The organism is Mesorhizobium sp. Root695, assembly GCF_001428185.1.
GTDB lineage: Bacteria > Pseudomonadota > Alphaproteobacteria > Rhizobiales > Rhizobiaceae > Mesorhizobium.
The window spans coordinates 48,479-72,125 of record NZ_LMHO01000018.1 but is presented as its reverse complement, the minus strand read 5'-3'; the positions used below and the strand labels follow the sequence as shown (position 1 = coordinate 72,125).

Below are 23,647 nucleotides of genomic sequence, written 5' to 3'. Positions count from 1 at the left end.
CAAAGTCCCCATCAGCCACCGCATCAAGAAATGCGCTTGGAATGACGACTATCTCATCCAGGCAATCGCTCATATGCGATAGCCCTGCCCACGAGGGGGAGATCGGCAGCTTGACGTCCCTAAAGCAACCCCGCCTGCTCAGCCTCGCGGTGCAAATTGTGCCGCGGCCTGGGTCCGATCTGCTGGATCACCAATCCGGCCGCCAGTGAGCCAAGGTCGCCGCAGGTCTGCAGGTCGCGGCCTTGCGTGTACCCATGCAGGAACCCGGCGGCATAGAGATCGCCGGCGCCCGTCGTGTCGACAAGCTCCTTGATGGCGGTCGCCTTGATCACCACGGTCTCGTCGCCGCGCACGATCACCGAGCCTTTTTCCGAGCGGGTCACGGCGGCGATCCTGCAATCCTTGCGGATCTGCGCCAGCGCATCGTCGAACGACGACGTCTGGTAGAGCGACTTGATCTCGTGGCTGTTGGCAAAGACGATGTCGACCGTGCCCGAGCGCATAAGGTCGAGGAACTCGTCGCGGTAGCGATCGACGCAGAACGAATCCGACAGTGTCATGGACACTTCGCGGCCTGCCGCGTGCGCCAGCTTCGCCGTCTGTCGGATCGCTTCCTTGGCCCGCGGCGGGTCCCACAGATAACCTTCGAAATAGGTGACCTTGGCGCCGGAAGCCTTGTCGGCTTCGACATCCTCCGGTCCGAGCTCGACGCAGGCGCCGAGGTAGGTGTTCATCGAGCGCTCGCCGTCGGGGGTGACGAAGATCATCGAGCGCGCCGTCGGCGGCTCGCCCTTGAGCGGCCTGGTGTCGAAGGCGACGCCCTGCGCACGGATGTCGTGGGCGTAGATTTCGCCCAGCGCATCGTTGGAGACCTTGCCGAAGAAGGCGGCACGGCCGCCGAAGCTGGCGACGCCGGCCGCCGTGTTGCCGGCGCTGCCGCCGGAGGCTTCGATCGCCGGGCCCATGCGGCTGTAGAGCAGTTCGGCGCGTCGAGTGTCGATGAGGTTCATCGCGCCTTTGATGATGCCGTTGGTCTCGAGGAATTCCTCGTCGCACTGGGCGATGATGTCGACAATGGCATTGCCGATGCAAAGCACGTCATATTTCGGCATCAATGTCTCCGCCAAAAACCGAGCCGGCTTCTTGCCGCGCCCGGGCGGGTCTACAGCATGACCCCCGAAAATTGGCAACCGATTTTCTGTCATCGCCGGTGGGGCGGCGATGACCATCCCCGCATCGAGGAGGCATGTGGCGCCGCGGTCTTTTCAATTCAGGGTGCGCGTTGCTCATCGGCAACGAGGCGCTATGACAATTCGACCGTGGCCGAAACATTTCATCGCCGCATCGCCTACAAATCTGGGCCAGCCGATCCCGTTTCGAAGGCGAGTCAGCCCCCAATGTCTACAAAGAGCATATCGACAAAGAACGAGCCTGCAAAAAACGACATGACGACCGACCTGGCGCTGCTCGCCGTGCTGGCGGTGCTCTGGGGCGCCTCCTACACCTTCATCAAGATGGGCGTCGAGACGATCCCGCCGGTCACCTTCATCGCCGCCCGCACCCTGATCGCCGGTGGCATCCTGTTCGCCATCATCCGCTGGCGCGGGCTCGCCATGCCGGGCGACGCGGCAAGCTGGCGCCGCTTCGCCTTCCAGGCCTGCCTCAACAGCGTCATACCGTTCACCTTGATCGCCGCGGCCGAACGCTCGGTCGACGCGGGCCTCGCCACGATCCTGAACGCGACCTCGCCGATCTTCACCTTCCTTTTGACCGCGCTCATTACCCGCCACGAGCCGGTTACTTTGCGCAAACTGATTGGCGTCGGCGCCGGCATTGCCGGCATCTGCCTCATCATCGGCACCGAGGCGCTGGGTGGCCTTGGTCACGAGCTGTGGGCGCAGTTGGCAATCGTCGCGGCAACAATCTGCTATGCGGGTGCGGCCATTTTCGGCCGTGGCTTCAAGGGCCTTGATCCGATGCTGCCGGCCGCGGGTTCGATGCTGTGCGGCGCCGTCATTCTCGTGCCGCTCAGTCTTGTGTTCGACCAGCCGTGGACGCTGGCGCCATCGACGGCGTCGATCCTGGCCTTGCTCGGCCTGTCGGTGTTTTCCACCGCGCTGGCCTTCGTCATCTATTTCCGCCTCATCCATACGCTTGGTTCGGTCGGCACCACCTCGCAAGCCTATCTGCGCGTGCCGATCGGCGTCGGCATCGGCGCCGTCTTCCTTGGCGAAAGCCTCGGTTCGACGGCGTGGCTTGGCATGGCGTTTGTCGTGGTCGGAGTTGCAGCCATGACCGTCCCGGTTCGCAAGGCGGCGCTTGCCCGATAGGTGTCCGCGCTTGTGCTCGCGACCTCGGCTGCCTATCTCGGAAGCGTCCGCCTTTTCGGCGGCGTCCGTTGACCTGGGGTTGAAGCACGGTGATTTTCGACGCTGCCCGCACCGCGGCTCTTGAGCTGCTCTCGCCTCAGTTTCGTGCCGTGTTCATCAAGACGCTGGGCTTGACCGTGCTGGCGCTGCTGGCCTTGTGGTTCGGTCTGACCAGCCTTGTCGAGTGGCTGGCGCTGCCTTGGCTACAGACGCTGTTGCCCGGCATGCCATCCTGGGCCGGGTGGCTGGGCGGCATCGTCGCTGCCATTGCGCTTGCCTTCGGCATGGCACTGCTCATTGCGCCGGTGACGGCTGTTTTAGCCGGCCTGTTCCTCGACGACATCGCCGAGGTGGTCGAGCGCACCGACTATCCCGGCGATCCATCCGGCCGCGCCATGCCGGCGCTGCGCTCGCTGGTGCTGTCGATGCGATTTCTCGGCGTCGTCATTCTTGGCAACATCGTCGCCCTGCTGCTTCTGCTGGTGCCGGGCGTCAACATCGCCGCCTTCTTCATCGTCAACGGCTATCTGCTCGGGCGCGAGTTCTTCGAATTCGCCGCCATGCGCTTTCGCGGGGAAGAAGAGGCCAGGGCCTTGCGCAGGCACTATGCCGGCACGGTGTTTCTCGCCGGGCTGGTCATATCAGCCTTCCTCGCCGTGCCGCTGCTCAATCTGGTGACGCCGCTGTTCGCCGCCGCCATGATGGTGCATCTACACAAGGCGATTTCGGCCCGCGCAAGCCGCCAGTGACCGCAAGCGTCACGCGACGGGTTTAGCGAAAAGCGCTTGCAATTTGCCGAACGGCATGGCGGCGCGGGTGAAGCCGAAGGTGCCGTCCTGCTGGATCTCGCGTGCCGCCGTTTCCAGCATGCCATAGGCGAAATTGGTCAGCCACGGCCCGAGCGAGATGCGCTTGACACCGGCCATGGCAAGGTCGGCGATGGTGAAGCCGGGCCTCGCCATGACGTTGACCGGCTTGCTGACCGCCGAGCAGAGCGTGCGGATCATCTCGACGTCGCCAATGCCTGGCGCATAGAGCACGTCGGCACCGGCCTTCTCGAAGGCCTGCAGCCGCTCGATGGTGTCGTCGAGGTCGTGTTTGCCCCACAAAAAATTCTCGGCGCGTGCGGTGAAGACGAAATCCCGTTTGAGCGCGCGCGCCGCCTCCACGGCTGCCGCAACGCGCTCGACGGCGTGCGCAAAATCATAGATCGGCTTGTCCGGGTCGCCGGTGTGGTCTTCGATCGAGCAGCCGGCAAGACCGGCTGCTTCGGCCGCGAAGATGGTTTCGGCGGCCTGCTCCGCGCTGTCGCCCTTGCCCTTCTCGAGGTCGGCGGAGACTGGCAGGCTGGTCGCCGCCGTCACTTCGCGGCAATGGTGGATCATCTGGTCGAAGGTCACGTCGCCATCCGGCAGGCCGCGTGAAAAGGCAAAGCCGGCGCTGGTCGTCGCCAGCGCGGTGAAGCCGAACGAGCCCAACAGCTTCGTCGTGCCGATATCCCAGGGATTGGGCATGACGAAGGTTGAGGCATGCAGGTCGCGAAAGATCTTGCCCTTGTCCATGGTAGTTCCCCCATCATGTGCTGTGTGGCTAAGCGGATTTTATCCTGCTCCATTTGGCCGGGCAAACGAATGCGGTTGGTTCAGAAGCGTTTGGCGTTCTCTCCTGCCAATTTGTCCAGCGCGTCGGAATCCTTGGCGTAGCGCGATGTCTTCTTGTCCCAGCGATAGGTGACGGAAATCGCGTGAGACTCGGGCTTGGGTGGTTCGTCGTCGCAGCTTTCGCCGTTCAGCACAGTGGAGTCGGTCACCGTCACCTTGATGGCGGCATAAGGCTGGCCGTCGGCGACGGTCTGCAAAGCCACGTCCTGTTTGCGGCTGTAGGCGCAGAGGTTCTCATCGAACGTATAGATCATGTCGATCAGTTCGAACTTGTCGTCGCGGATCATGATCAGCGGCGTGATCACATAGTTCTGGCTCGAATTGAAATGCGCGCTCATGGTGACGAGGATGTCGTCGTTGGCGCCGACGGAAAGCTTGCCCGGCTCGCGGAAATAGGTACCGCGGTCGACTGCGACATTGACGGCGTCGAGCACTTTCGGCTTGGCCGTGATGTCGTAGAGCGCCAGCACCGCATAGCCTTCGGCGCTGTCGGGAGAATCGCCGAGGTCGAACAGCATGGTCAGCCGGTCCTTGCCGCCGGCCTTGATGGCAAGCACCGCGGCATTGGAAAAGCCCGACGTCTCGGGCGGCGAGCCGCCGCTGTCCGGTCCTTCGATATGGCGCATCTCGATTGGCAACCCGCCCCTATAGAAGCCGTCCTTGTCCGCGGTCAGATCGGGAATGACCATCCTGGCCAGGTCGAGATAGGTGATATCCTTGCGCCCGGGCAGCGCGCTGCCGAGTTCTGGGAAGCTGACGGCTTGCGCGCCGGCCGCGGCCCACAAAAACGGCAGCAGCATCAAGGCGAGGATGAAGCGAAGCAGGCTGGGTTTCATGCGTGGCCTCGAGTTGGCGGCGCCAAGCTAGCACGGACAATCGAGGCGTACAGCCGCGGCTGAAGATAGGTCAGTGAATCGGCACCAGCCCGGCCAGTTCGCGCATGTCGTCGAACAGGATGCCGCCGGCCTGGATCAGGCCGTCGCGGTCGGAATAGGGATCGCCATGATAGGAAAACACACGCATGCTGGCGGCGATGCCGGCCTGCGTGCCGGCGACGCTGTCCTCGATGACGATGCACTCGCTGGGCGAAAAGCCCATGGTCTTGGCCGCATGCAGGAACAGGTCGGGGAACGGCTTGCCGCGCTCGACCATGGTCGAGCTGAACATTGCGTGCTCGAACAGCGGCAACAGCCCGGTCTGGCCGAGCGTGATGTGCATTTTCGACACCCGGGCCGAAGTGGCGACGCAATAGGCGATTCCGGCGGAACGCACGGCTTCGACAAACTCGCGGACGTAGGGGATCGCCTCGACGCCGTGGGCGAACAGGTCCGGCAGGCCGGCATTCCAGCGATCGACGAAATCGGCGCCAAGCCTGACGCCGGTCTCTTCTTCGATCTCCTTTTGCACCGACGCCATGCTGCGGCCGGAAAAATTCTTGCGGCAATTTTCGAAGCTTGTCGGATAGCCGGCAGCGGCCAGCCATTCGGCGAGACGCCGATTGGCCAGGTTCTCCGTATCGACCAGGACACCGTCACAGTCGAAGATGACAAGTTTAGGCAGTTCAGACATCAGGCGGTGCCGGTCGATCCGAACCCACCTGCGCCACGCGCCGTGCCGCCGGCTAAAGTGCGCTCTTCCACCGCCGCTTGCGTCGCCGCCGCGAAAACGATCTGGGCGATGCGCATGCCGCGCGTCACGGCAAAGTCCTCGTCGCCGAGGTTGATCAGCAGCACCTTCACTTCGCCGCGATAGTCGCTGTCGATGGTGCCGGGCGTGTTCAGAACGGTTAGGCCATGTTTGAACGCAAGGCCGGAGCGTGGCCGGACCTGACCTTCCATGCCTTCGGGAATTTCCAGAATCAGCCCGGTCGGCACCAAAGCGCGTTTTCCCGGTAGGATCAACAGCGGCCGGTCGTCCGGCACCGCGGCGCGCAGATCCATGCCGGCCGCACCGGTGCTTTCATAGGCAGGAAGGGGAAGTCCTTCACCATGCGGCAACCTGACGAAGCCGACGGTCGGACCGATGACGGAGGGAGTTTGAAGGGCTGCGCGCATAAAATCGATCCTATCGGCGCGAACGGCGATTCGGTCAACTCGACCGGAATGCTATCAACGGCTTTCTTTCAGGCATCACTATGACCAGGCCAGCGGAACGACCGTGGTTTCCTTGATCTCCTCCATCACGAACGAGGCGGAAACGTCCGACAGCGCCACCTTGGCGATCAGCCGCTGGTAGAGCCGGTCATAGGCCTTCACGTCGGCAACGCGGGCGCGCAAGACATAATCGAGGTCGCCGGACATGCGGTAGACACCGGTGATCTCGGGAAAGCCGGTCACCGCCACCCGGAATTTCTGCAGCCACTCCGGGTCGTGGTTGGACGTGCGGATCAGGATGAAGACGGAAAGCCCAAGTCCGAGCTTCTCGGCATCGACCAGTGCCACCCGGCCGGTGATGACGCCATCCTCCTCCAGCCGCTTCACGCGGCGCCAGCAGGCATTGCGCGACAGCGCCACACGTTCCGACAGCTGGTCGACCGACAGCGTGCCGTCGCGTTGCAACTCGGTGAGTAATTTTCGGTCGATTTCGTCGATTTGCGGAGCCATGTGGGATGTTTGTCCCATGACCTGGCCGATTACAAGGATATTTTGAGACCGATGAACCGGCGAAGCATGTCAGGATACTCATATCGGGAACTTCAAGCGCTGAAGGGGACCAGCATGTCGGTCGCAAGGATCTTCACCTCTCATCCGGCCAAGGTCGGCGAAACCTATCTCAGTCATATGGCCTTTGCCGGCTGGTTCTCGTCGCGGCTGTTGCTGGCGGCGGGCGCCGCGCTCGTTCACGCTTTCTTGCCATTTCTGTTTGAAACTACAGCCAGCCGAATCGTTCGCGAACTCTACGAGCGGACGCACAACAGAGGCACACACGCGGCCAAGGAGCCTGCGGCTCGTATGGATCGCGCCTAGAGGACGACAGAAGCGATGTGCCGGTGGGCGGCCTATCTTGGTGAAGCGGTCTTTCTCGAAGACCTCCTCACCGCGCCCTGTCACTCGCTGATTGCCCAGAGCCATTGCGCCCAGGAAGCGAAGTCGCCGACCAATGGCGACGGTTTTGGCCTTGCCTGGTATTGCGATCGCCAGGAGCCGGGTCTCTATCGCGATATCCTGCCGGCCTGGTCGGATCCCAATCTGAAGAGCCTGTGCCGGCAGATCAAATCCGGCCTGTTCCTCGCCCATGTGCGGGCGTCCACTGGCGGCGCCACCAGTCGCATGAACTGCCATCCGTTCATCTCCAGCGCCTGGTCGTTCATGCACAACGGCCAGATCGGCGGCTTCGAGAAGATCCGCCGTGCGCTGGAGAACTCGCTGTCCGACGCCGTCTTCGACCAGCGCGAAGGCAGCACCGATTCCGAACTGTTTTTCCTGCTGATGATCGATGAGGGATTGGCCACCGATCCACAAGGCGCTGTTTCCCGCGCCACCAGCCGCGTGCTCGAAGCCTCGCGCCGCGCCGGCCTCGAGCCGGCGCTGAAACTCACCGCCGCCTTCTCCGACGGGCAGGCGCTGCATGCGGTGCGCTATGCCACCGACGCTCATGCGCCGACGCTCTACACTTCTGTCCTGCGCAAGGGTGGCGGCCGCTGCATCGTCTCCGAACCATTCGACCGCGAGGGCGGCGACTGGCAGGCGATCCCGCCGTCGAGTTTCGTCACGATCACCGGCGATGGCATGGCCATCCGGCCATTTGCTCCGATTGCGGCGAAGCTGGCGCTGGTCGGGTAAGCGCAAATTGCGGCAACGCCGCGGGACAGCGCCCGCCTCTGTCCTGCCAGACATCTCCCGCACACGGGGGGAGATTGGCTATTATCGCGGCTTTCGCCAACATCCAACGCTGCAAGACCGAGCGCGGCGCTGAAGCTGCGGATCTCCCCACTTGTGGGGGAGATGGCCGGCAGGCCGGAGGGGGCACCGTAGACCACTGACATCGGCAGCACAATTTCGATCAAACGCAGCCAATCCTCGAATGCTCAACTCGACTGGAAGTCGCACCGCTGTCCGCCATCTTGACCAGGGCGAGCGCGGCCAAGCCGGAGCCTGATCATGGAGTTCGTCTTTTCCTCAACCTTCGAACTGGCCGCTGCGATCCGTGACTGCAAGATCTCCGCCGTCGAAGCACTCGATGCTCATCTGGGGCAGATCGATGCGCACAACCAGGCGGTCAACGCCGTCATTTCGCTCGACAGGGAAGGGGCTCGCAGCCAAGCCGAGAAGGCCGACGCGGCGCTGACGCGCGGCGACGCGCTCGGGCCGCTGCACGGCGTGCCGTTCACACTAAAGGACACCCATGAAACGGCTGGCGTGAAGACCACGGTCGGCTTCCCGCCTTTTGCCCACTATGTCGCCAGACAAGACAGCCCGGTCGTCACCCGGTTGAGGGCCGCAGGCGGTGTGCTGATGGCCAAGACCAATGTCGCGACCATGCTTTCGGACTGGCAGTCGAACAATCCGCTGTTCGGCCGTACCAGCAATCCCTGGAACCTCCAGCGCACGGTTGGCGGTTCCAGCGGCGGCGCTGCGGCTGCACTTTGCTCGGGAATGACGCCGTTCGATGTCGGCAGCGACATGCAGGCTTCGATTCGCCTGCCGGCCGCCTTTTGCGGTGTCTACGGCCTGAAGCCGACAGAGCATCGTGTCTCGCTGGCCGGCGCCTTTCCAGATCCCGGCGGTGCCGCGCGCAGCGTGCGGCTGATGTCCTGTCTTGGGCCGCTGGCGCGCAGTGTGGAAGATCTATCGCTGATCTACCAAATCATCGCTGGGCCGGACGGGCGCGACACCGATCTTGCGCCGGTGCCGGTCGGGGACATGCCGAAGCTCGACCCTAGGACGTTGCGCATCGCCTTCGCGCCGTCCTTTCCCGCGTTTCCGGTGGCCGGCGACATCAGCGCCGCTGTCGAAAATCTCGCAAGGCAGCTGCAACGCGCCGGCGCCGTCATCGAAGAAGCAAAACTGCCAAAACTCGATCTGCACGACGATCTGGAGCAGGGCGGTGCGCTGATCGGCATGATGCTGGAGGCCGCGCAGCCCGAGCCGCTGGAGGAACCGACACCGGTCTCGCGTTGGTTCGAGGTACTCGCCCGCCGTGACAGGTCCATTCTCGCCTGGGACCGGTTTTTCGAAAACCATGATGCGCTGCTCTGTCCGGTGGCCATGACCACGGCCTTCCCGCATTGCGAGCCGGGGGCACTGATCGAGGTCGACGGCAAGGAGCAGAGCTACTGGATGCTGCCGGCCTATGGCGCGGTGTTCAACTACAGCGGGCATCCAGCGCTTTCCATGCCGTGCGGACTGGACAGCGCCGGCCTGCCGGTCGGCCTGCAACTGGTCGGGAAACGCTGGTCGGAAGCGCAGCTGCTCGGCATCGCCAGGGCAATCGAACCACTGACCGGTGGCTTTCGCCGTCCGCCCGCCTATTGAGCGAAGCGCGACAATCCATAAGGGGCGAGCAGCGGGTCGCGCTCTCCGTCGAGGATTTCGCGGGCGGCGAACAGGCCGACGGCCGGCGCCAGCGTGATGCCGGAATGCATGACCGCGACATAGACACCGTCCACGCCCTCGGCGCGGCCGATGATCGGAAAGCCGTCGATCGGCGTCGGCCGGTAGCCGACCGTGTGGAAATCGAGCTCCAGTCCGTCGCCGTCGCGCAGCATGGCTTTCATGGCGGCAAACAGCGCGTGGGCGGTGGCTTCGGCATCCATGCCCGGGTCGGCGCCGCCAAAATCCGAGCCGGCGATGATGCGGCCTTCCGCGGTCTGGCGCATATGCAGTCGCTCGGCCAGCACCAGCCCGTTGAGCAGCTTTCTGTGAGGCCGCGAATGGACGATCAGGCCGGGCGGTGTTTCGATCGGCAAGTTGATCCCGGCCGTCGCGGCGATCTCCGGCGAACCGACGCCGGCCGCGATCACCACCTCGTCTGATGCAATCAGGCCTTGGGATGTGTCGACACCGGTGATGTTGCCGTCGGTTTGAACCAGCGCCGTGACCGTGCTGGAGATGATGCGAGCGCCGCGTCCTTCGGCATCTGCCAGCAGAGCACGAGTGGCAGTCACCGGTTCGGCGACGCCTTCCTCGGCCACATGCAGGGCAAAATCCGGAAGCTCGACGAGATTGGGCTCGATGCGCGCAGCACCGACGCGATCGACGCGCTCGATGCCATAGCCCCAGGCGGAATGCTCGGTGGCATAGGTTTCCATGTCGGCCACCGACAAATCCCAGCACAGGCCGCCGCACCAGCTCAGCGGCACGCCGGGTAGGTCCCGCGCCAGCCGCGTCCATTCGGCCATGGCGCGGGCGCGCAGCCTGAAATACGGTTCCGGATTGCCCCAGCTGGCATTGATCCAGGCGAACGAATTTGGCGTCGCGACGCCACCTGAGCCGCTTTCGGAAACGACCGTCACCCGCGCCCCGGCCTTGGTCAGATGCCAGGCGATGGAGGCGCCGATGATGCCGGCCCCGATGATGATGATTTCTTTCGCACTGCTCATGCTGTGGCCTTTGATCGGAATTGTCCCGTCATGCCATCGCCTCGGTCCGATCTCAAGTGAAGTGAATGTGAAGCTTATTCCCGCTTCGGCGCTTGCGGCGGACCTGGCGAGCCACTTCGCAAGAATTATGCGTGGTCCAGCGGTTCTTTCGGCAGGTCGGCCAGCCGTTCCTTCAGCTCTTGGTGTCGCCGCAAGAGCCGTGACGAACCGACCTTCTCTGCAACCGCCAATGCGCTGCCTAGCTCCAGTTCGGCACCGGTGCGATCGCCGAGGCGGACAAGCAGCGCCGCGAGCGACAGGCGGACGTCGGCGGCATTGATTGATGAACCGATCTCGCCCCAGCGCGAGCACGCGACTTGCAGTTCGGAGGCAGCGTCGGCCAAACGGTCTTCGCGTGTGAAGAGTTCGGCCTTGGCTTCGGCCGTCAGCGCGCGGATCGATGCCATCGGCCAGCGCTGTGGCTGGCCCTCCAGTTCGGCGATAACCTCCTTGGCGCGCCCCATTCGGTCCGTCCGTGCTGCCACCTTGGCGAGCGTGGCGAGAACGAGGCCCTTGCGCTGAAGTGCCGGCCAGCCATTTCCGACAAGGGACCGCTCCAGCGCGGCGAAAGCAGCCTCGGCCTGGCCCTGCTCCAGTTGCAGCAGCGCAAGCCCGGGCTGTGGATCCCAACCTGCGGCATGGGACGCTCGATAGGCCACTTCTGCCTCGGCGAGATCTCCGGCGGCGAGATGAATGTCCCCAAGAACGCGCAATGCATCGCCCGTTGCCCAGGGCGCATCGAGGGCGAGCTGGTCAAGCGCGGCGCGCACCAGCGCCTCGGCCTCCTTCAGCGTGCCGTGGACACCCAGCACCTCGGCCCGGTGCAGCCGGCACGAGCCCGACAGGTCCTCGAGCCCATGTCCCTTACACCAGCTCTCATAGCCAAGCGTCCACTGGTTGGCTCTCGCCCAGTCGCCGAAGGTCCGGCAGGCCCAAAGAATGTTGCAATAGAGGATACCGCCAACGATCGGATCGATGTCGCTGGACAGGCCGAGGGCGGCTGCGAAGCCCTGGTCCTCTTCACCTGACTTGGTTTCGCCAAGGCAAAGCTTGAAGAAGCCGCGATAGATCAGACCGAGCGATTCAACGACAGGATCTTCGAGATGTTTGCCAACTTCGAAGGCCTGCTCGGCCAGCGCCAGCGCCTGCTCTGGCTCAGCTTCCGCTCCCATGATGCGCGCGCCCATCCAGCACCAGAGGCCGTGTTCCCTGCTGTCGGTGGCCGTATCGATCAACTGTGCAGCGCGCTTGTGCCAGCCTTTGGCCACCGCGAGCTCCCCTCTCTCAAGGTGGATCCTCGAAAGCGTGATGGCCGGAGAAGCCGCCCGCAGACGTTGTCCGGCTGTGTTGTATGCCGCGACCGCACGCGTCAGGGGCGGAATGGCTTCAGCCGGTCGTCCCATACATTCCAGCGCCAGCGCCCATTCCTCGAGATCGGCGGTGAGAAGCTGCTGGGCGGCATCCGCTGCGACGAAGAAGGTTGCGGCTTCCTGCCATTTCCTGGCCGTGGCTGCCTTTCTTGCATGCAGGATCTGTGATCCCGGGCTCGTAGGCGCGTCAGCCGGATCGGCTGGGCTCAAGCTCCGATCGGAAACTGTCGGCGGATCGAGGCAGATCCGGTAGCCGAACCGCGGCAGATTGCGCAGTGCCGTTTCCATGCCGCCTTGGCGCAAAATACTGCGGGCAAGGCTCGCAACACGCTGTAGCGAGGCTTCGGTCACTGTGACACCCGGCCACAGCTTTTCGAGCAACTCCTCCTTGCTCAAGGCCCGGTCCTTGTGACGCAGAAGGATGGCAAGGAAATCGAAGACCAGAGGTTGTACGTCGATCTCCCTATCGGCGAGACGAAGGCCGCGAGAATTCTCGTTCAGCTCGAAATTGCCGAAGCAATAAACTCCCATCGGCAGAATTCCCTCCAGCGACAATGGCAAAGGATCAGAAGAAGATAAGAGCGGCGTAAGGACTGTCAGCCGCCCCTCCTGTCATTCTCCGTCTGCCTGGCGAGCCAAGTTGCACTTTAACGCAGCAACCCCAGGGATGTCACCGGCAGCGACATGGTCGCCCGTCCGGCGGCATTTGAACCCCAGACAAGGAGATTACGAAATGCAAAAGTACATCATCGAGCGGGAAATTCCCAAGGTAGGCACTTTCGAGCGCGAGCAGCTTCGCGAGGCGTCCAAGGCCTCGAACGCCGTTCTCGCCGAACTCGGCCCGGAAATTCAGTGGGTCGAGTCCTTCGTCGCCGACGACAAGACGTTCTGCGTCTATCTCGCCAAGGACGAGGCGATCATCCAGCGCCATGCCAAAATGAGCGGCTTCCCGGCCACGAAGATCACGCAGGTGAAGCGCCTGTTCGATCCAACGACGGCTCACGCCGGCGCCTGACGGGAGGGACGGGTCGTGAACCTCTTCGCAAATCTTGTTCTCGGTACCGCATTGTCGGCCGGCATTTGGGCATCCGCGCTCGCCTGCGGCACCGCGGATGCCCATGATACGCCCGATCCGGTGCTCAACCGGTCCCGGGAGATGGCGGCCAAGTACATCAACATCGAGGTCGCCAAGGCGGAAGGCTACCAGCAGCTCTTCGAATGCACGACACATGACGAGCACGGCACGATGGGGGTTCACTTCATCCATCCCGGCCGCGCCGGCGACGGCAAGCTGGTGCTGGGCGAGCCGGATGTGCTCACCTACGAGCCGGAGACCGACGGTTCCATGCAACTGGTCGGCATGGAGTACATCGTTTTCGAGAAGGATTGGAAGGGCGAGGGTATTCCCGAGTTCCTCGGTCGGACCCTTCAGCGCAAGACGACGGTAGGCGTCCATCCGGTGGACCCCTATTACGAGCTTCACGTCTGGCACTGGCGGCATAATCCAGCAGGCATGTTCGCCGACTGGAACCCCTATGTAAGCGGCGCACACGACCAGTCCTGACGCGTCAATGCATCCCGGGAGGGTCATGCGATGGCCCTCCCAATTCCCGTCATCCAACAAAAGGAAATGTCACCATGCTTGTTCGTACAAGACTGGATCCGGTAGCAGATCCGTCCCTAATCGAGCGCTTCTATCCTGCGGCCATGGATATTTATCGTCGCGGTCGATCCAGCCTCGGGCGCATCCTGCGCGTTCGCAGGGACCGAGCGTGGCTGGACGATTTGCCGGATTATCTGCTACGCGATGTCGGCATCCAGCGTTCGGAGATATCGTCCGTTACCAGGCTCGGCAGGACCGACGGCCGCCGACCGCGTGTGTAGGAGAAAGGCTCGCTTGCCCAATGGCGAGCCATCCGCTTGCGTCGGCCGCGTCGCACCGATCTGTCCGAAACTGTCGACAGGCCGGGAAAGCGCTGCTAGAAGCCCGCGCCACAGACAGGATTCCATTAATTGGCAGAAGACATCGAACAAGCGGTATCGCGCCGCCGCACCTTCGCGATCATCGCGCACCCGGACGCCGGCAAGACGACGCTGACCGAAAAGCTGCTGCTGTTCGGCGGCGCCATTCAGCTTGCCGGCGAGGTCAAGGCCAAGAAGGACAAGATCCAGACGCGATCCGACTGGATGAAGATCGAGCGCGAGCGCGGCATCTCGGTCGTCACTTCGGTGATGACCTTCGAGTATGAGAACAATGTCTTCAACCTGCTCGACACGCCCGGCCACGAGGATTTTGCCGACGACACCTACCGCACGCTGTCGGCGGTCGACTCGGCCGTCATGGTCATCGACGCCGCCAAGGGCATCGAGCCGCGCACGCTGAAACTGTTCGAGGTCTGCCGGCTGCGCGACATTCCGATCATCACCTTCGTCAACAAGATGGACCGCGAAAGCCGCGACCCGTTCGAGATTCTCGACGAGATCGAGCAGAAGCTGGCGCTGGACACAGCGCCCATCACCTGGCCGATCGGCCGCGGCAAGACGTTCTCCGGGACCTATCACCTTGCGCTGAACGCCGTGCGCAAGGGCGACGATGAAAAGGAGCGCACCCCGGTCAACGGTCCCGATTCCAACCGCGTCGCCGGGCTGTTGCCGGAAAACGAGCGCGAGGCCTTCATTGAGGAGTTGGAACTGGCGCGCGAAGCCTGCCGTCCGCTCGACATCGACGCCTTCCGCGAAGGCCATCTGACGCCGGTCTATTTTGGCTCGGCGCTGCGCAACTATGGCGTCCGCGATCTGATCGAAGCGCTCGGCGCCTACGGGCCGCCGCCGCGCGCGCAGGAGGCTGATACCCGCAAGGTCGAGGCGACCGAGGAGAAGATGACGTCGTTCGTCTTCAAGATCCAGGCCAACATGGACCCCAACCACCGCGACCGCATCGCCTTCGTCCGTGTCTGCTCGGGCAAGCTCGAGCGCGGCATGAAGGCCAAGCTGGTGCGCACGGGGAAACCGATGTCGCTGTCGGCGCCGCAATTCTTCTTTGCCCGCACCCGCGTCACCGCAGACGAGGCCTTCGCCGGCGACGTCGTCGGCATCCCCAACCACGGCACGCTGCGCATCGGCGATACGCTGACCGAGGGTGAGGAAATTCTTTTCAGGGGCGTGCCGAATTTCGCCCCGGAAATCCTCCGTCGTGTGCGCCTCGGCGACGCGATGAAGGCGAAAAAACTCAAGGAGGCACTGCATCAGATGGCCGAGGAAGGCGTCGTGCAGCTGTTTTCGCCGGAGGACGGTTCACCGGCCATCGTCGGCGTCGTAGGCGCGCTGCAGCTCGATGTCTTGAAGGAGCGGCTGAACTTCGAATACACGCTGCCGGTCGAATTCGAGATGTCGCGGTTTTCAGTTTGCCGCTGGATCTCGGCCGACGACAAGGCCGAAGTGCTGCGCTTCATCGAGGCGCATCGCGGCGACATCGCCCGCGACCTCGACAACGACCCGGTGTTTCTGGCCCAGCACGCCTTTTCGCTGAATTACGAAGCGGAACGCTGGAAGGCGATCAAGTTTGCCACGATCAAGGACTATCAGGTCCGCGACAGAGCGGCGTGAGCGCCGCTGCCTTCCCTTCTCCCACAACAAGGGGAGAAGGGAAGATCGCTTCTCACCCCTTCGCCGCTTCTTCGATCTTGGCAATGTCGATCTTGCCCATCTGCATCATCGCCGACATGACCCGGCCGGCCTTGGCCCTGTCCGGATCCAGAAGCAACCTCGGCAATTGCTCCGGCACGACCTGCCAGGAGACGCCGAACTTGTCTTTCAGCCAGCTGCAGACGCCGGGCTCGCCGCCCTCCGTGAGCTTCTCCCAGAAATAATCGACCTCTTCCTGCGTCTTGCAGTCGATCGACTGCGACATCGCCTCGTTGAACTTGAAGTTCGGCCCACCATTGAGCGCCTGGAACGGCACGCCGTCGAGTTCGAACGAGGTCAGCAGCACTTTGCCTTCATCGGCGTGGCCCTTGGGCCAACGCATCACGCTCAGTACCTTCGAGTTCTTGAAGATGGATACGTAATGGTTCATCGCCTCCTCGGCCTGTCCATCGAACCACAGGCAGGTGGTGATCTTTTGCATGTCGTGCTCCTCGGGCTGTTTCGGTTGCTGTTACGTTGAAACGGCTGGCTCCGGGAATGGTGCCATTTCCATGCCGTTTGCCCAAGGACGGCCGTGCGGCACCCAATCCGACAGTGGCGCGCGATTTTTTCGGAAAATCCAACTTTTTGCGGCAAATCTGGCGCATTGCAAAATTGTGGCCAGACCGGGCTTGCGCGTCTATAACGCCTGCGGTCCGAATTCAGCTCTGCCGCGCCATTCCTGGGCTGCGGCCAGCCACCAAGGAAAAAACATGCCTGCCTATCGCTCCCGCACCACCACCCATGGCCGCAACATGGCCGGCGCTCGCGGCCTCTGGCGCGCCACCGGCATGAAAGACAGCGATTTCGGCAAGCCGATCATCGCGGTGGTCAATTCCTTCACACAGTTCGTGCCGGGCCACGTCCATCTCAAGGATCTCGGCCAGTTGGTCGCGCGCGAGATCGAGAAGGCCGGCGGCGTCGCCAAGGAATTCAACACCATCGCCGTCGATGACGGCATCGCCATGGGCCATGACGGCATGCTCTATTCGCTGCCGTCGCGCGAGCTGATCGCCGACTCGGTCGAATACATGGTCAACGCCCACTGCGCCGACGCCATGGTCTGCATCTCCAATTGCGACAAGATCACCCCCGGCATGCTGATGGCCAGCTTGCGCCTCAACATTCCGACCGTCTTTGTTTCCGGCGGTCCGATGGAAGCGGGCAAGGTGGTGCTTGCCGGCAAGACGCAGGCGCTCGATTTGGTCGACGCCATGGTCGCGGCCGCTGACGACAAGATCTCCGACGAGGACGTCAAGGTCATCGAGCGTTCGGCCTGTCCGACCTGCGGCTCCTGCTCGGGCATGTTCACCGCCAATTCGATGAATTGCCTGACCGAGGCGCTGGGGCTTTCGCTGCCCGGCAACGGCTCGACGCTGGCCACCCATGCCGATCGCAAGCGGCTGTTCGTCGAGGCCGGCCATCTGATCGTCGATCTCGCCCAGCGCTACTACGAGCAGGACGACGAAACCGCTCTGCCGCGCAACATCGCCTCGAAGGGCGCTTTCGAAAACGCCATGACACTCGACATCGCCATGGGCGGCTCGACCAACACGGTGCTACACATCCTGGCCGCCGCCCATGAGGGCGAAATCGATTTCGACCAGGATGACATCGACGCGCTGTCGCGCAAGGTGCCCGTGCTGTGCAAGGTTGCTCCCGCCAAGTCCGACGTGCACATGGAAGACGTCCACCGCGCCGGCGGCATCATGGCGATCCTCGGCCAGCTCGACAATGCCGGCCTGATCAACCGCGACCTTCCGACGGTCCATACCTCAACGCTCGGCGAAGCGCTCGACCATTGGGATATTTCGCGCTCGACCAGCCAGAGCGTGCGCGATTTCTTCCTCGCCGCCCCTGGCGGGGTGCCGACGCAGGTCGCCTTCAGCCAGGACCGTCGCTGGGACGAGCTCGATCTCGACCGCGAGAAAGGCGTTATCCGTTCGGCCGAGCATCCTTTCTCCAAGGATGGCGGCCTTGCCGTGCTGAAAGGCAATCTGGCGCTCGACGGCTGCATTGTGAAGACAGCTGGCGTCGACGAGTCGATCCTGAAATTCACCGGCCCGGCCCGCGTGTTCGAAAGCCAGGATTCGAGCGTCAAGGCGATCCTGTCGAACGAGATCAAGGCCGGCGATGTCGTCGTCATCCGCTATGAGGGGCCGCGCGGCGGCCCCGGCATGCAGGAAATGCTCTATCCGACCAGCTATCTGAAGTCGAAAGGGCTGGGCAAGGCCTGCGCACTGGTCACCGACGGCCGCTTCTCCGGCGGCACGTCGGGCCTGTCGATCGGCCATGCGTCGCCTGAAGCCGCCGAAGGCGGACTTATCGGGCTGGTGCAGGAGGGCGACACTATCGAGATCGACATCCCGAACCGCAGCATCCGCCTTGCTGTCGATAATGCGGAACTCGCTGCGCGCCGGGCGGCGATGGAGGCAAAGGGCGCCCTGGCCTGGAAGCCCGAGGAAAAGCGCAAGCGCAAGGTGACGACCGCTTTGCGCGCCTATGCCGCCATGGCCACCAGCGCGGCCAAGGGCGCGGTCAGGTTCGTCCCGGAGTAAGGTTCGCGCCCAGGCCTTCTCATCCGGCCGCTACGCGGGCCTTCTCCCCGCTGGGGAGAAGAGGCAGGCGCCGGCGTTGACGATCTCTTCTCCCCTCGGGGAATAGGTTGCCAGAAGGGCCGGATGAGGGCGCATGGCGCCAACATCCGGAACACCCTCACGGCATCAACTGATACTCATAAAGCTTCTGGTAAAGCCCGCCCTGCTTGAGCAATGCCTTGTGCGGGCCGCTTTCCACCACTCTGCCGGCTTCGAGCACCACGATCGTGTCGGCCTGGTGCACGGTCGACAGACGGTGCGCGATGACGATCGTGGTGCGGCCTTCCGTCAGCTGCTGCAGCGCGTCGCGGAACAGCGCTTCCGATTCGGCGTCGAGCGCGCTGGTCGCTTCGTCCAGCAGCAGGATCTCGGCATTGCGCAGCATGGCGCGTGCGATCGAGATCCGTTGGCGCTGGCCGCCCGACAGCAGGCCGCCATTCTCGCCGACATCCGTCTCGTAGCCTTTCGCCTGCGCGCTGATGAAGTCATGCGCGTTGGCCGCCTTGGCAGCGGCGATCACCTCTTCGTCGGTCGCGCCCTCGCGCCCAAGCCGGATGTTGTGCATGATGGTGCCGGCAAACAGGAACGTATCCTGGCTGACATAGGCAATCTTTTCCCGCACCGATGCGAGCGTCGCATGGGAAATATCCTGGCCATCGAACAGTACCTTGCCGCTCTTCGGGTCGTACATGCGCATGATCAGGTTTAGAATCGTCGACTTGCCGCCGCCGGAAGGCCCGACCAGCGCCGTCATCTTGCCGGGCGCAAGGGTGAGGTCGAACCTGTCCAGCACCGGCGGCCCATTCTGATAGGCGAACTCGACGGCGTCGAACCGGATCTCGCCCGGTCCGCCCAGAAGCGGCTTCGCGTCCGGCTTCTCGACCAGAGTCAGCGGCTGGTCGGCGAGCTCGAACATCATGCGCACGCCGACAATGCCGCTTTCCAGTGAGATGCGCACGCGCGCAAGGCGCTTTGCCGGCTCATAGGCAAACAGGAGCGCGCCGATGAAGGCCATGATGTTTCCCGGCATCTGGCCGCCTTGCAAGACCAGGAAGCCGCTGACGAAGATGGCCCCGGCGATCGCCAATCCGGCCAGCGTCTCCATCACCGGGCTTGTCGCAGCCTCAAGCGTCGCGATGTTATTGGCCCGGCTCTCGACGTCCGACACGGCCTTGTACATGCGGCTGCGCATTGCGCCTTCGAGGTTGAAGGATTTGACGACGCGGACGCCGATTGCCGTTTCCTGCATCACCTGCACGATCTGGCCGACCGAGCGAAACTCCATCGCCGCGAACTTGCGAACACGTTTCAGGATGCGGTTGACCCCGTAGATAGCCAAGGGGCCGACCACGAAGCAGATTAGAGACAGTGCTGGCTGCTGCCAGACCATGACCCCTACCAGGACAACCAGCGATACCAGGTCGCGCACATAGGACGTGACAACGAGGTCGAGCACGTTGCGCGCCGCCTGCGCATTGTTGGTCATGCGGGTGATCAGGTCGGACGACGAGGTCGAATGGTAGAATTCGATGCCTTGCGCCAGGATGCGGTCGTAGATCTTGCGCTGACGGTCGGCGACGATGGCGTTGCCGACCCGGCTCATGAAATAGGCCTGGATGAAGTTGGCGAGGCCCTTGAGGATGAAGATCGTGGCGACCCCCGCCGCAATCAGGTTGACGCGGTCCATCCGCTTGAAGACCACGAATTCGTCGGTGATCTCTTTGAGGATCCAGGCGCTGGCGCCGGTCGTGGCGGCCACCACAAGCATCGACAAGATCGCGGCGCCGTAGCCAAACCTGTGCTGGTAAAAGGATTCCCGGAGCAGCCTCGCAACGAGCCGCTGGTTTTCCGTCGAGCGGAAGAAACGAAACAAACGGCGGATCCTTGAAGCCGGGACAACGAAGCCGGCTTATAGAGGGAGTTGCGGCCGGATGGAACCATCCGCGGCCGCTGCGGACAAACCGCTGTTGCAAGCGGCATCGACAGGATGCGATTTTCAGCTTCGGCCACATCATATGATTCTTTTGACGGGATGACGACAGATGGATTTCGACCTTATCGTTCGCGGCGGCACACTGCCTGATGGCAGGGTTGCCGACATCGGCATCAGCGGTGAGACGATCGCGGTGATCGAGCCCATTCTGCAGGGTTCCGCGCTGACCGAGGTTGACGCCCGAGGCAATCTTGTCTCGCCGCCCTTCGTCGATCCGCATTTCCACATGGACGCGACGCTCTCCTACGGCATTCCGCGCATCAACGCGTCGGGCACGCTGCTCGAAGGCATTTCACTGTGGGGCGAACTGAAGCCGCTTTTGACGCATGAGGCGGTGCGCGACCGCGCGCTTGCCTATTGCGACTGGGCGGTGTCGATGGGCCTGCTCGCCATCCGCACCCATGTCGATGTCTGCGATGACCGCCTGCTGGCGGTCGAGGCGCTGCTCGAGGTCAAGAAAATGGTCGCTCCCTACATCGATCTGCAACTGGTCGCCTTCCCGCAGGACGGGTTCTACCGCTCGCCGACGGCACGGGAGAACACCATCCGCGCGCTGGACATGGGCGTCGATATTGTCGGCGGCATCCCGCATTTCGAGCGCACCATGGCCGACGGCACGCGCTCGGTAACGGAGCTGTGCGAGATCGCGGCCAGGCGCGGCCTGATGGTCGACCTGCATTGCGACGAGACCGATGATCCGCTGTCGCGTCACATCGAGCAGCTTGCCTATGAGACGCAGCGCCTCGGGCTGTACGGCAAGGTCGCCGGCTCGCACCTCACCTCGATGCATTCGATGGACAATTACTATGTCTCGAAGCTGCTGCCTCTGATCGCCGAGGCGGGAGTCTCAGTCATTCCCAATCCGCTGATCAACATCATGCTGCAAGGCCGCCACGACACCTTCCCGAAGCGCCGCGGCCTGACCCGGGTCAAGGAGATGCTGGCGCTCGGCATTCGCGTCGGCTGGGGCCAGGATTGCGTGCTCGATCCCTGGTATTCGCTGGGCACCGCCGACATGCTCGACGTCGCCTTCATGGGCCTGCATGTAGCGCAAATGTCGAGCCCGGCCGATATGGCGCGCTGCTTCGACATGGTCACCAACGTCAATGCCGCGATCATGGGCCTTGATCATCTCGGCCTCGCGGCCGGCAAGCGCGCCAGCCTTGTCGTCCTCGACGCCGGCAATCCGGTCGAGGCCTTGCGCCTGCGCGCCGAGCGCCTGTGCGTCATCGCCAGGGGCAAGGTGGTGGCAGAGCGGACGAAGCAGGAGACCAGGCTTTCGATCGATGGAAGGCCGGGAATGGTGAATCGGCGGCACATATCCGCCTAGACACAGCCGATTCCCGGCGCTGGTCTTACCCATTGCCCGAATTCTCCTCGTCAAAGCCGCCGCTTCCGTCTACGACGCGGCTACAGCAATTCCAGGAAAAGTGTGAAACGGTTTTCCGTCCGGAATTGCGTCAAAACAAAGAGGAATCGGGACCGGCATGACGCAGCCCGTGGCACAGAATTCGGTGATCAGGAACGTGCTTTTGGCCGGCATTCTGCTGATGCTGGCCGGCGACTTCCTGTTTGCGCTGAACGACGCCATGGGCAAGTGGCTGGTCGCCAGCTTCTCCGTCGGCCAGGTGGTGCTGATCCGGTCAATCGGCGCCTTCTTCGTGCTTGGCCCGATGATCGCCCATCAGGGCACGGCCAAGCTGTTTCGCATGGAACGCCTGGAACTGCAGCTGCTGCGCGTTGTGATGACCACGCTCGACACCGCGCTCTTCTATGCCGCGGTGGTCTATCTGCCGCTTGCTGATGTGATGAGTTTCTACATGGCCGGGCCGATCTACGTCGCGGCACTCTCGCACCTTTTGCTTGGCGAAAAGGTCGGCTGGCGCCGCTGGATGGCGATCCTGCTCGGCTTCTGCGGCGTGCTGATCATGCTCAAACCCTCCTCGGCGGCGTTCTCGCTGTCATCGGGCTTTGCGCTGGTGGGCAGCATCTCCTTCGCCTTCGCCATCATCCTCAACCGCCGGCTGCGCGGCACCAGCGACACCAATCTGGTGACATGGCAGACCATCGGCACGCTGATGGTCGGCGGTGTGCTGACCATCGGCGCGTGGCAGACGCCCTCGGCGCTCGACTTTGGCGCCATGCTGCTGCTCGGCATCGTCTCCTGCGGCGCGCATCTGATGATCACCAGGGCACTCAAGCTGGCGCCAGCCTCGACGCTGGCGCCGCTGCACTACACGCTGCTGCTGTGGGCGGTGGTGTTCGGACTGGTGTTCTTCGGCGACGTTCCCGGTCCGCGCATCCTGATCGGCTCGGGCATCGTCGTCCTGGCCGGTCTGTTCATCTTCCACCGCCAGAAAGTGGTCGAGACCACCGTGCCGCCGGAGAACGTGCCGAAGGGCGTGAATTAGTCCAGGCTCAGCCCCGACGTATGGCCGCCAGATGCCGTGAAAACTCTGGCGTCTCCATCAGTGCCTTGCAGCGGACGAACCGCCCGTCGGCATAGGCGCGAAAATCGTCGACCGGATTGTTGTTGGCGAGCTGGATCAGGCCCCACAGCGTCCACAATAGGTCGCACATCGCCTTGTAGATGACGATGCGGCCGCGCTCCGCCTGCCTGGCCTCGCCGCCGAAATAGGCGCGCATCATCTCTTCATCCTGCGTCGTGTCGAATTTGCCTTCCACGGAGAGGTCGCCAAGGTCCCAGAGCGGATCGTTCATGCCCGAATATTCCCAGTCGACGATCCACATCCGCTCGCCGGTGTCGAGGAAGTTTTCGCACAGCGGATCACAGTGGCAGGCAACCAGCGGCAGCGGATGGGCGGCCAGCGCCGACCGCACGCTTCCCGCCTCGCGCACGACGTCGTGATAGCCGGCGGGCAGGGCGACATCCTTGGTCGACAGCACCTTGAGGTAGTCGTCGATCATCGCAAACAGTTCGAAGCGGAAAGGAAACACCGCGCCTGAATTGTGCAGCTTGCGGAAGGCCTCGCCGGCCCGTGCCGGGCCGCCAGATCTGGCCTTGAATTTTTCCGGCGACATCGTCTCGGCGCCGGCGATGAAACGCGTCACCATGACCCCGGTGCCGGGGTCGACATGCAGCACCTCGGGGCTGACCCCGGCCGTTGCCGCTTCGCGCGCTGCTACCGCTTCGTTGGCGCGGTTGATGTATTCTTCGGTGCCTTTGCCGGGAATGCGCAGGCAGAACTCGCCGGCCTTGAAGACCAGATTGGTGAGGCCACCGAGCCGTTCCAGCGGCCCGGTGTAGCCAGACAGCATCGGAATGGCGTCCAGTGCCGCACGCGCCTCGTCCGTCACCATGCCTGCGCCCCCACGCTGTTATTTGTCGCAGCGACGGTTCCACAATTTTCGTGCTTTGGCTATCATCCGATT

The 23,647-nt window shown here is 63.3% G+C and carries 22 protein-coding genes; 11 read left to right on the top strand and 11 right to left on the bottom strand.

All coding sequences use genetic code 11. The annotated features are described in order from the left end of the window. Positions 1-119: 119 nt before the first annotated feature. Positions 120-1,112 carry an adenosine kinase gene (locus ASD99_RS17555; RefSeq protein WP_056588249.1) on the bottom strand — a complete coding sequence of 331 codons (993 nt, stop codon included), beginning with the start codon at positions 1,110-1,112 and terminating at the stop codon, positions 120-122. 285 nt (positions 1,113-1,397) lie between these two features. On the opposite strand from ASD99_RS17555, the gene ASD99_RS17550 reads away from it, so the two are divergent. Both ASD99_RS17550 and ASD99_RS17545 read left to right on the top strand, forming a co-directional pair. Continuing rightward, positions 1,398-2,330 carry a DMT family transporter gene (locus ASD99_RS17550; protein WP_057144409.1) on the top strand — a complete coding sequence of 311 codons (933 nt, stop codon included), beginning with the start codon at positions 1,398-1,400 and terminating at the stop codon, positions 2,328-2,330. 89 nt (positions 2,331-2,419) lie between these two features. Beyond that, positions 2,420-3,118, top strand: coding sequence for a sulfate transporter family protein (locus ASD99_RS17545; RefSeq protein WP_057144407.1), 699 nt, complete (start codon positions 2,420-2,422; stop codon positions 3,116-3,118). Between the two features lie 9 nt (positions 3,119-3,127). On the opposite strand, the gene ASD99_RS17540 is transcribed toward ASD99_RS17545, so the two are convergent. The 5 genes from ASD99_RS17540 to ASD99_RS17520 form a co-directional block, all read right to left on the bottom strand. Beyond that, a complete protein-coding gene (locus ASD99_RS17540; RefSeq protein ID WP_057144406.1) occupies positions 3,128-3,931 on the bottom strand; it encodes an isocitrate lyase/PEP mutase family protein in 804 nt (267 codons plus the stop codon). A gap of 80 nt (positions 3,932-4,011) precedes the next feature. Then, positions 4,012-4,866 carry a hypothetical protein gene (locus tag ASD99_RS17535; RefSeq protein ID WP_057144405.1) on the bottom strand — a complete coding sequence of 285 codons (855 nt, stop codon included), beginning with the start codon at positions 4,864-4,866 and terminating at the stop codon, positions 4,012-4,014. Between the two features lie 70 nt (positions 4,867-4,936). After that, complete coding sequence (locus ASD99_RS17530) at positions 4,937-5,599, bottom strand: HAD family hydrolase (RefSeq protein WP_056588236.1); 663 nt, start codon at positions 5,597-5,599, stop codon at positions 4,937-4,939. Then, positions 5,599-6,084 carry a dUTP diphosphatase gene (dut, locus tag ASD99_RS17525; RefSeq protein WP_057144404.1) on the bottom strand — a complete coding sequence of 162 codons (486 nt, stop codon included), beginning with the start codon at positions 6,082-6,084 and terminating at the stop codon, positions 5,599-5,601. The genes ASD99_RS17530 and dut overlap by 1 nt, the downstream gene beginning before the upstream one ends. Before the next feature lie 78 nt (positions 6,085-6,162). Next, a complete protein-coding gene (locus tag ASD99_RS17520; protein ID WP_056588230.1) occupies positions 6,163-6,633 on the bottom strand; it encodes an Lrp/AsnC family transcriptional regulator in 471 nt (156 codons plus the stop codon). Between the two features lie 114 nt (positions 6,634-6,747). Here ASD99_RS17520 and ASD99_RS17515 point away from each other — a divergent pair, with 114 nt between their 5' ends. From ASD99_RS17515 to ASD99_RS17505, 3 genes are all read left to right on the top strand, one after another. Further along, a complete protein-coding gene (locus ASD99_RS17515; RefSeq protein ID WP_056588227.1) occupies positions 6,748-6,996 on the top strand; it encodes a DUF6356 family protein in 249 nt (82 codons plus the stop codon). 15 nt (positions 6,997-7,011) lie between these two features. Further along, the gene (locus ASD99_RS17510) at positions 7,012-7,812 is read left to right on the top strand and encodes a class II glutamine amidotransferase (RefSeq protein WP_057144403.1); all 801 of its coding nucleotides are present in this window, start codon (positions 7,012-7,014) and stop codon (positions 7,810-7,812) included. A gap of 318 nt (positions 7,813-8,130) precedes the next feature. Further along, positions 8,131-9,504, top strand: a complete 1,374-nt coding sequence (locus ASD99_RS17505) for an amidase (RefSeq protein ID WP_057144402.1) — start codon at positions 8,131-8,133, stop codon at positions 9,502-9,504. On the opposite strand, the gene ASD99_RS17500 is transcribed toward ASD99_RS17505, so the two are convergent. After that, positions 9,498-10,571, bottom strand: a complete 1,074-nt coding sequence (locus ASD99_RS17500) for an NAD(P)/FAD-dependent oxidoreductase (RefSeq protein WP_057144401.1) — start codon at positions 10,569-10,571, stop codon at positions 9,498-9,500. The genes ASD99_RS17505 and ASD99_RS17500 overlap by 7 nt on opposite strands. Before the next feature lie 125 nt (positions 10,572-10,696). Next, on the bottom strand, positions 10,697-12,511 hold the full coding sequence (locus ASD99_RS17495) for a winged helix-turn-helix domain-containing protein (RefSeq protein ID WP_057144400.1): 1,815 nt from the start codon (positions 12,509-12,511) through the stop codon (positions 10,697-10,699). A gap of 202 nt (positions 12,512-12,713) precedes the next feature. Here ASD99_RS17495 and ASD99_RS17490 point away from each other — a divergent pair, with 202 nt between their 5' ends. The 3 genes from ASD99_RS17490 (at position 12,714) to ASD99_RS17480 (ending at position 15,586) form a co-directional block, all read left to right on the top strand. Continuing rightward, positions 12,714-12,995, top strand: a complete 282-nt coding sequence (locus ASD99_RS17490; protein ID WP_056588210.1) for a DUF4242 domain-containing protein — start codon at positions 12,714-12,716, stop codon at positions 12,993-12,995. 15 nt (positions 12,996-13,010) lie between these two features. Further along, on the top strand, positions 13,011-13,544 hold the full coding sequence (locus tag ASD99_RS17485; RefSeq protein WP_156389010.1) for a hypothetical protein: 534 nt from the start codon (positions 13,011-13,013) through the stop codon (positions 13,542-13,544). A 449-nt stretch (positions 13,545-13,993) separates the two neighbouring features. Then, the gene (locus ASD99_RS17480; RefSeq protein WP_056588205.1) at positions 13,994-15,586 is read left to right on the top strand and encodes a peptide chain release factor 3; all 1,593 of its coding nucleotides are present in this window, start codon (positions 13,994-13,996) and stop codon (positions 15,584-15,586) included. 52 nt (positions 15,587-15,638) lie between these two features. Here the strand turns inward: ASD99_RS17480 and ASD99_RS17475 are convergent, their stop codons facing one another. After that, entirely contained in the window at positions 15,639-16,106 is a 468-nt protein-coding gene (locus tag ASD99_RS17475; protein ID WP_056588203.1) for a VOC family protein, read from the bottom strand. A gap of 271 nt (positions 16,107-16,377) precedes the next feature. Here ASD99_RS17475 and ilvD point away from each other — a divergent pair, with 271 nt between their 5' ends. Next, positions 16,378-18,222, top strand: a complete 1,845-nt coding sequence (gene ilvD / locus ASD99_RS17470) for a dihydroxy-acid dehydratase (protein ID WP_057144398.1) — start codon at positions 16,378-16,380, stop codon at positions 18,220-18,222. A gap of 157 nt (positions 18,223-18,379) precedes the next feature. On the opposite strand, the gene ASD99_RS17465 is transcribed toward ilvD, so the two are convergent. Beyond that, complete coding sequence (locus ASD99_RS17465) at positions 18,380-20,134, bottom strand: ABC transporter ATP-binding protein (protein WP_057144397.1); 1,755 nt, start codon at positions 20,132-20,134, stop codon at positions 18,380-18,382. A gap of 169 nt (positions 20,135-20,303) precedes the next feature. Between ASD99_RS17465 and ASD99_RS17460 the strand changes: the two genes are divergently transcribed. Beyond that, complete coding sequence (locus ASD99_RS17460) at positions 20,304-21,584, top strand: amidohydrolase family protein (protein WP_056588193.1); 1,281 nt, start codon at positions 20,304-20,306, stop codon at positions 21,582-21,584. Between the two features lie 157 nt (positions 21,585-21,741). Next, a complete protein-coding gene (locus ASD99_RS17455; protein ID WP_056588189.1) occupies positions 21,742-22,665 on the top strand; it encodes a DMT family transporter in 924 nt (307 codons plus the stop codon). A gap of 7 nt (positions 22,666-22,672) precedes the next feature. On the opposite strand, the gene ASD99_RS17450 is transcribed toward ASD99_RS17455, so the two are convergent. Beyond that, on the bottom strand, positions 22,673-23,575 hold the full coding sequence (locus tag ASD99_RS17450) for a phosphotransferase family protein (RefSeq protein WP_057144396.1): 903 nt from the start codon (positions 23,573-23,575) through the stop codon (positions 22,673-22,675). Between the last annotated feature and the right edge of the window lie 72 nt (positions 23,576-23,647).